This is a genomic window from Pseudomonas putida W15Oct28, from assembly GCF_000708715.2.
In the GTDB taxonomy this organism is placed as follows: Bacteria; Pseudomonadota; Gammaproteobacteria; order Pseudomonadales; family Pseudomonadaceae; genus Aquipseudomonas; species Aquipseudomonas putida_R.
The window spans coordinates 121,762-127,959 of sequence record NZ_JENB01000019.1 but is presented as its reverse complement, the minus strand read 5'-3'; the positions used below and the strand labels follow the sequence as shown (position 1 = coordinate 127,959).

4 protein-coding genes are annotated in these 6,198 nt (G+C 57.4%); all 4 read left to right on the top strand.

The genetic code is table 11. From position 1 onward, the window contains the following. Window positions 1–2,303, top strand: a 2,303-nt coding sequence (locus AK81_RS30450; protein ID WP_043200225.1) for a T6SS effector BTH_I2691 family protein, incomplete at its 5' end; no start/stop codon positions are given. Continuing rightward, window positions 2,303–3,667: a hypothetical protein gene (locus tag AK81_RS30445; RefSeq protein ID WP_241496082.1), complete on the top strand. Its 1,365-nt coding sequence runs from the start codon at window positions 2,303–2,305 to the stop codon at window positions 3,665–3,667. The genes AK81_RS30450 and AK81_RS30445, both read left to right, overlap by 1 nt. Further along, entirely contained in the window at window positions 3,610–5,046 is a 1,437-nt protein-coding gene (locus AK81_RS15540) for a T6SS effector BTH_I2691 family protein (RefSeq protein ID WP_043200222.1), read from the top strand. Before AK81_RS30445 ends, AK81_RS15540 begins: the two co-directional genes overlap by 58 nt. Then, complete coding sequence (locus tag AK81_RS27665; RefSeq protein WP_069375851.1) at window positions 5,046–6,194, top strand: DUF6708 domain-containing protein; 1,149 nt, start codon at window positions 5,046–5,048, stop codon at window positions 6,192–6,194. Before AK81_RS15540 ends, AK81_RS27665 begins: the two co-directional genes overlap by 1 nt. Window positions 6,195–6,198 lie beyond the last annotated feature (4 nt).

The following is a 6,198-nucleotide window of genomic DNA, read 5'->3' as shown; positions in this document are numbered from 1 at the left end:
CTGGCAACCTGGACGAGATCATCCGCAGCTTCGGCTGGACCATCACCCTCTACGACCTCGACGATATCCAGGAGCTGCGCCCGCTGTTCAGTCCCTCCCCGCTCACCCCGCACATGCTCGACAACTACCGCCTGCTCGACGACGAATACCGTAGCAGCCTGCCCGCGATCGATATCGCCCGCTTCATCCAGCCCTCAGACGCTCCGCCACAGCCCCACGTGCTCAAGCACGATCAACTGGGCTGGGTCGCCGACTTCAAGGCCCAGAACAATGCAGACCTGCAGGCGCTGCTGGACCTGCAGCCGTTCAACAATGACCAGATCGTTTCGCCGCACGCCTCACGGCAAGCGCTGGCACCGCTGGTGAACCAGAGCAAACCCCGTGGCGCCGCCATCGTCATCGAAGACGCCATCGGTATCACCCAGGAACTCAACGCCTGGCGCAACGCCGCTGTCGATGATGTGAAGACCAAGTGGCTGGAACGCACCGTGGAACCCGGCGTGGACAACGAGCGCAAGCTGCTGGTCGCGCAGTCGTTTCTGGAGATCGAAAAGCTCTACCCGCAGATGATGGCCGAGCAGATCATCAAGCGCGAAGTCATGGCTGAAAACATACGCAACCAACCCTACGTGCATGCGGAGATCTACGCGTTTTCCGAACGGGCCAGGCAGCAGGCCGATGCGCACGACGAACGCATGAAGCCTCACCTGGCACAGTTCGAGCGCGACGTCCGGGCCAAGGTCCAGGCCCGTCAGGAGGCCGGCGAATTCAGCAAGAAGTTCGACCAGAAATACGGCCACCTGGTCGACCGCCCGGCCATGCACGATCAGCTCGACGGTTTCGAGCAAGCCATGCAACAAGCCCAGCAAGCCGCAGAAGACCGCGCCAAGGACCATGCCCGCTGGGTGATCAGCGAACGTTTGCTGCAAGCGCTGGACCGCTACGACAACGCCGACCTCATCAACGGCCTGGCCTTTGCCGAGCAGACCGGCCAGTGCGTGATCGGCATGGAGTTGAGTGAATGGGGCACGAAGGTGCTGGACCACTGGTGGCGCAGCGACGTGGCCGACCGGGCAAATCTGGCAATACGCGGCGTCAGCTACAACCAGGACAACATCCGGGAGGAGCTTGCGGCGCTGCTGACAGCGGCCAAGGCCGAACCACCTGCAGAGTCGTCGTTCGAGCTACGCGAATCGCTCGCCCGGCAGGCACACATCGCCGCGAACGCGTTCGGGCGTATCAACTCGCTGTACGAGGAATTGCAGAAGAGCAACAACACCGCCAGCATCGGCCTGTATGCGTGGTATGTGGCGCTAGGGCGACAGGTACTGCGTACCGGCGCCCCCAACAGTGCAGACCGGGCGCTACACCATGGCCTGCGTCTGACATTGTTTGCGTCGGTGCACAAGACCGCGGTCGACATTCGTCTGAGCGATGCTGCGCGCAACGGGCACCACATTGACCCACAGCGTAGCGGTGGCCAAATTGCACGTTACCTGGATCAGGCGTGGGCCGAAGGGCTAATGCAGGCTGATACCAATAACAGCGACTTCTATAAAGTTCGTGCGGCCGGCCTGATATGCCTCATCGAAGGAATGCTGATGGCGTTCAAGGCTCGGGAACTGCCCGACAGTGATGCGCGAGTGAAAACTGAACTCTTGGCTGCCGCGATGACCACGGCTGCCGCGGGCTTCGAGATTGGGGCCAGCTATGTGGACCAAGTGGCGACACGATACGGCGCTAATAGTGTGACCGGGAAAGGTGCAGCGGTCACCTTAGGGAAGTTAAAGCTCTGGGGGGCTGGATTGGCGGGTATCGGAGGCTCTCTGCTGGCGTGGTGGGATTTCACTGATTCGGTTGAGCATTTCAATAGCAGCCAGAGTGGGGCTACCAAGCAGGCTCAAAGAAACTCCAGACTCTTGGCCGCTACGTATTTTGTAAGAGGGATGGCCACAATAACCCTATCACTGGCCGAATTAGGAACGGCCATAGCTATTGCAAAACCTTTCTTCGACTACCTCTCTCAAAATGCCAAAACCAAGCTGGCTAGGATGCTATCCACGTCCTTGGCAGAACTTGCAAAAAAGCTTGGAACGCAAGCCGCTCGGTTATTACTTGCCCGGCTCGTTCTTGGCGCTTTCTGGATTGGCCTGGTCCTGACAGTGATAATTTACATTTTTGAAGACGATGCTTTGGAGAAGTGGTGCAAGCGCAGCAGCTTCCGTCTTGCAAGAAATTCAAAAACTTTTGAAGAACAAGAAGAACTGAAGACCCTGTATTCAGCATTCAGCGAGGTATTGTAATGTATCTGATCGAATGGGGTTTTTGGCAAATGGCTACTGAATCCGAGGCCGCGCGAAAAGCCTATGAAGCAGAGCTGACACCGAAAGAAAAACGTCAGGATTTGTATGAGAGCGAACTGGCTGAAGAAATGCACTTTCAATCCGTTAGTGAAAACCCACGCGCAAGAGGCCCTGTATTCGCTTTTAACGACATCTTCTTAGACATTCGCTGTGGTGGCTCGGAAGAAAAGCGCGGTCTTATTACGCTCGCAACGCTCGGCGCCATCGCCCCGGCCGTTGCTGTTGGACTTTACATCACCACTGGGTTTATATGGATGGATATCACTGACCCCGAGGGGCGTTCCGTAATCACGATTCTCACGACACTTATAATGCTCTCGGTCACCTCGACGTTACTGTATCTTTATTCAAAGTATGGAATTCACCTAACCCGATTAGAAATGCTGACTAGTCGTCATCTCCTTATTCGCTTCAATCGCGTAACTCAACAAGTCCACCTACATCGACCGAAATTCGGCTGGACCATCACCCTCTACGACCTCGACGATATCCAGGAGCTGCGCCCGCTGTTCAGTCCCTCCCCGCTCACCCCGCACATGCTCGACAACTATCGTCTGCTCGAAGATGAGTACCGCAACAGCCTGCCCGCGATCGATATCGCCCGCTTCATCCAGCCTTCCGATGCTCCGCCACAGCCCCATGTGATCAAGCACGATCAACTGGGCTGGGTCGCCGACTTCAAGGCCCAGAACGATGCAGACCTGCAGGCGCTGCTGGACCTGCAGCCGTTCAACAATGACCAGATCGTCTCGCCGCACGCCTCACGGCAAGCGCTGGCGCCGCTGGTGAACCAGAGCAAACCCCGTGGCGCGGCCATCGTGATCGAAGACGCCATCGGTATCACCCAGGAGCTCAACGCCTGGCGCAATGCCGCTGTCGATGATGTGAAGACCAAATGGCTGGAGCGCACCGTGGAACCCGGCGTGGACAACGAGCGCAAGCTGCTGGTCGCGCAGTCGTTCCTGGAGATCGAAAAGCTCTACCCGCAGATGATGGCCGAGCAGATCATCAAGCGCGAAGTCATGGCTGAAAACATACGCAACCAACCCTACGTGCATGCGGAAATCTATGCGTTTTCCGAACGGGCCAGGCAGCAGGCCGATGCGCACGACGAGCGCATGAAGCCTCACCTGGCGCAGTTCGAGCGCGACGTCCGGGCCAAGGTGCAGGCCCGTCAGGAGGCCGGCGAGTTCAGCAAGAAGTTCGACCAGAAATACGGCCACCTGGTCGACCGCCAGAGCAAGCCATGCAACAAGCCCAGCAAGCCGCAGAAGACCGCGCCAAGGACCATGCCCGCTGGGTGATCAGCGAACGTTTGCTGCAAGCGCTGGACCGTTACGACAACGCCGACCTCATCAACGGCCTGGCCTTTGCCGAGCAGACTGGCCAGTGCGTGATCGGCATGGAGTTGAGTGAATGGGGCACGAAGGTGCTGGACCACTGGTGGCGCAGCGACGTGGCCGACCGGGCAAACCTGGCAATACGCGGCATCAGCTACAACCAGGACGACATCCGGGAGGAGCTTGCGGTGCTACTGGAAGCGGCCAAGGCCGAACCACCGGCAGAGTCGTCGTTCGTACTGCGCGAATCGCTCGCCCGGCAGGCACACATCGCCGCGAATGCTTTCGGGCGTATCAACTCGCTGTACGAGGAATTGCAGAAGAGCAACAACACCGCCAGCATCGGCCTGCATGCGTGGTACGTGGCGCTAGGGCGACAGGTACTGCGTACCGGCGCCCCCAACAGTGCAGACCGAGCACTGCACCATGGTCTGCGCTTAACGTTGTTTGCGTCGGTGCATGGGACGGCGGTCGACATTCGTCTGAGCGACGCTGCGCGTAGCGGGCAACCCATTGACCCACAACGCAGCGGTGGCCAGATTGCACGTTATCTGGATCAAGCCTGGGCTGAAAAGCTGATGCAGGCCAACAACAGCGACTTCTACAAAGTGCGCGTCTCTGGGCTGGTGTGTTTACTGGAGGGCATGCTGATGGCGTTCAAGGCCCGCGAACTGCCCGACAGTGATGCCAGAGTGAAGACCGAACTTCTGGCGGCCGCGATGACCACGGCAGCGGCGGGCTTCGAAGTTGGAGCCAGCTATGTGGACCAAGTGGTGACACGATACGGCGCTAGAAGTGTGACTGGCAGAGGTGCTGCGGCGACTTTGGGGAGGTTGAAGCTTTGGGGGGCTGGATTGGCCGGTGCTGGAGGGTTGGTATTGGCGTGGTGGGATTTCGCGGATGCCGATAAACATATCCGGGAAGCCCAAAACAAAGAATCAAGCGTACGAAACATAAGGCTGGCTGCCGCGTACAGAGCTCGAGGCGCCGCGACAATAGCTCTTGCTTTGGCTGAGAGCGGAACAGCAATTGCTATCGCAAAGCCTTTTTTTGATTACCTATCCCATAGCGCCAAAACTAAATTTGCAAGAATGTTGGCATCCTCTATGGGTGAGCTTGCAAAAAAACTGGGAACCCAAGCTGCGCGCCTTCTGCTTGCACGCTTGGTGGTCGGCGCTTTTTGGATAGGTCTCGTCCTGACGATAGCAATTTACCTACTTGAAGATGACTCATTGGAGAAGTGGTGTAGGCGATGCTGTTTCCGAATCGGAAAAACGGCTAAGCCTTATGAAGAACACGAAGAATTGAAGGAGCTTCATTCGGCTTTCAGCGAGGTCTTATAGTGTATCTGGTCGAATGGGGTTTCTGGCAGATGGCAATCGAGTCTGAAACTGCGCGCAAGGCGTACGTAGCGGATATGACGCCAGCAGAAAAACGCGTAATGCGGGACTTTTATGAAGGTGACTTGGAAGAGGAAGTCCATTTTCGGAAGGTTAGCGAAAACCCTCGCGCACGCAGTCCTGTTTACTCCTTCAATGAGACTTACCTGGAGATGCGTTGCGGCGGCTCAGAGGAAAAACGCGGCTTGATTACAATCATGACGTTGGGAGGATTAGGGCCAATCCTATATAGCGGCGTTACAATAACCCTGGGATCAATCTATCTTTACCTTTTCACCGGTAGAGATCCTGCTGTTATCGACATCATCATAATGATGCTAATGGCTGTCATGGACGGCGCTATCGTTTATTTTTATCTCAAATACGGTCTTCGGTTCACGCGGTTGGAAATGCTTACTAGTCGTCACCTTCTCATTCGCTTCAATCGCGTAACTCAACAAGTCCACCTACATCGACCGAAGTACTGCGGCGGCATCGTCACTTTCCCATGGAAAACAACCGGAAGCACAGCCATCGCCCCAGAAGATGACTCACTCAGCGTGGGCATGCGTCTAGGCCTGGTCTGGCACCCCAGCCGCACCGGCCTCCCCCATATGGAAATGGCCCTACTCGGCAAACAAGGCCAAGGCGGCAGCGAACTGCGTGACGAGTGGGAGTTCATTCGCCGCTACATGGAAGAAGGCCCACACGCCGTCCCCCGCCCCGGCCTGAGCACACAGTTGCCCTCACCCATCCAGGCCTTCAGCGCCCAGTTCGAAGGCTTTGGTCGTTTCTTCCGCAAAAGCAGCTGGCTGTTCAAAGTCATCCTGCTGATGGTCTGGCCCGCCTTCGTCATCGTCGGCACCGGGCACTGGCTCAGCCTGTTGCTGTGCTGGCGACCGCGCTGGCCGAAAGTAATCCGCGAGGCCGGTATGCCGGGCAAACCCGTGCCGCCCGTAACCACTCTTGGCGACTACCCACCTGCAATCCAGGAACGCCTGCTCGCCAACGGCGATCGCTGGCATCTCAAACCCGGCAAGCGGCCTGAGAAAAAACCACGCAAACCGCGCAGATCCAGATCGCAAGAGAAACCGGCTGCACCCACAGAATGACTGT

What these genes read in the sequence shown, in the direction of transcription:
- AK81_RS30445 (WP_241496082.1), top strand. Translation starts at nt 2,303, where the DNA reads ATGTATCTGATCGAATGGGGTTTTTGGCAAATGGCTACTGAATCCGAG.
- AK81_RS15540 (WP_043200222.1), top strand. Translation starts at nt 3,610, where the DNA reads ATGCAACAAGCCCAGCAAGCCGCAGAAGACCGCGCCAAGGACCATGCC.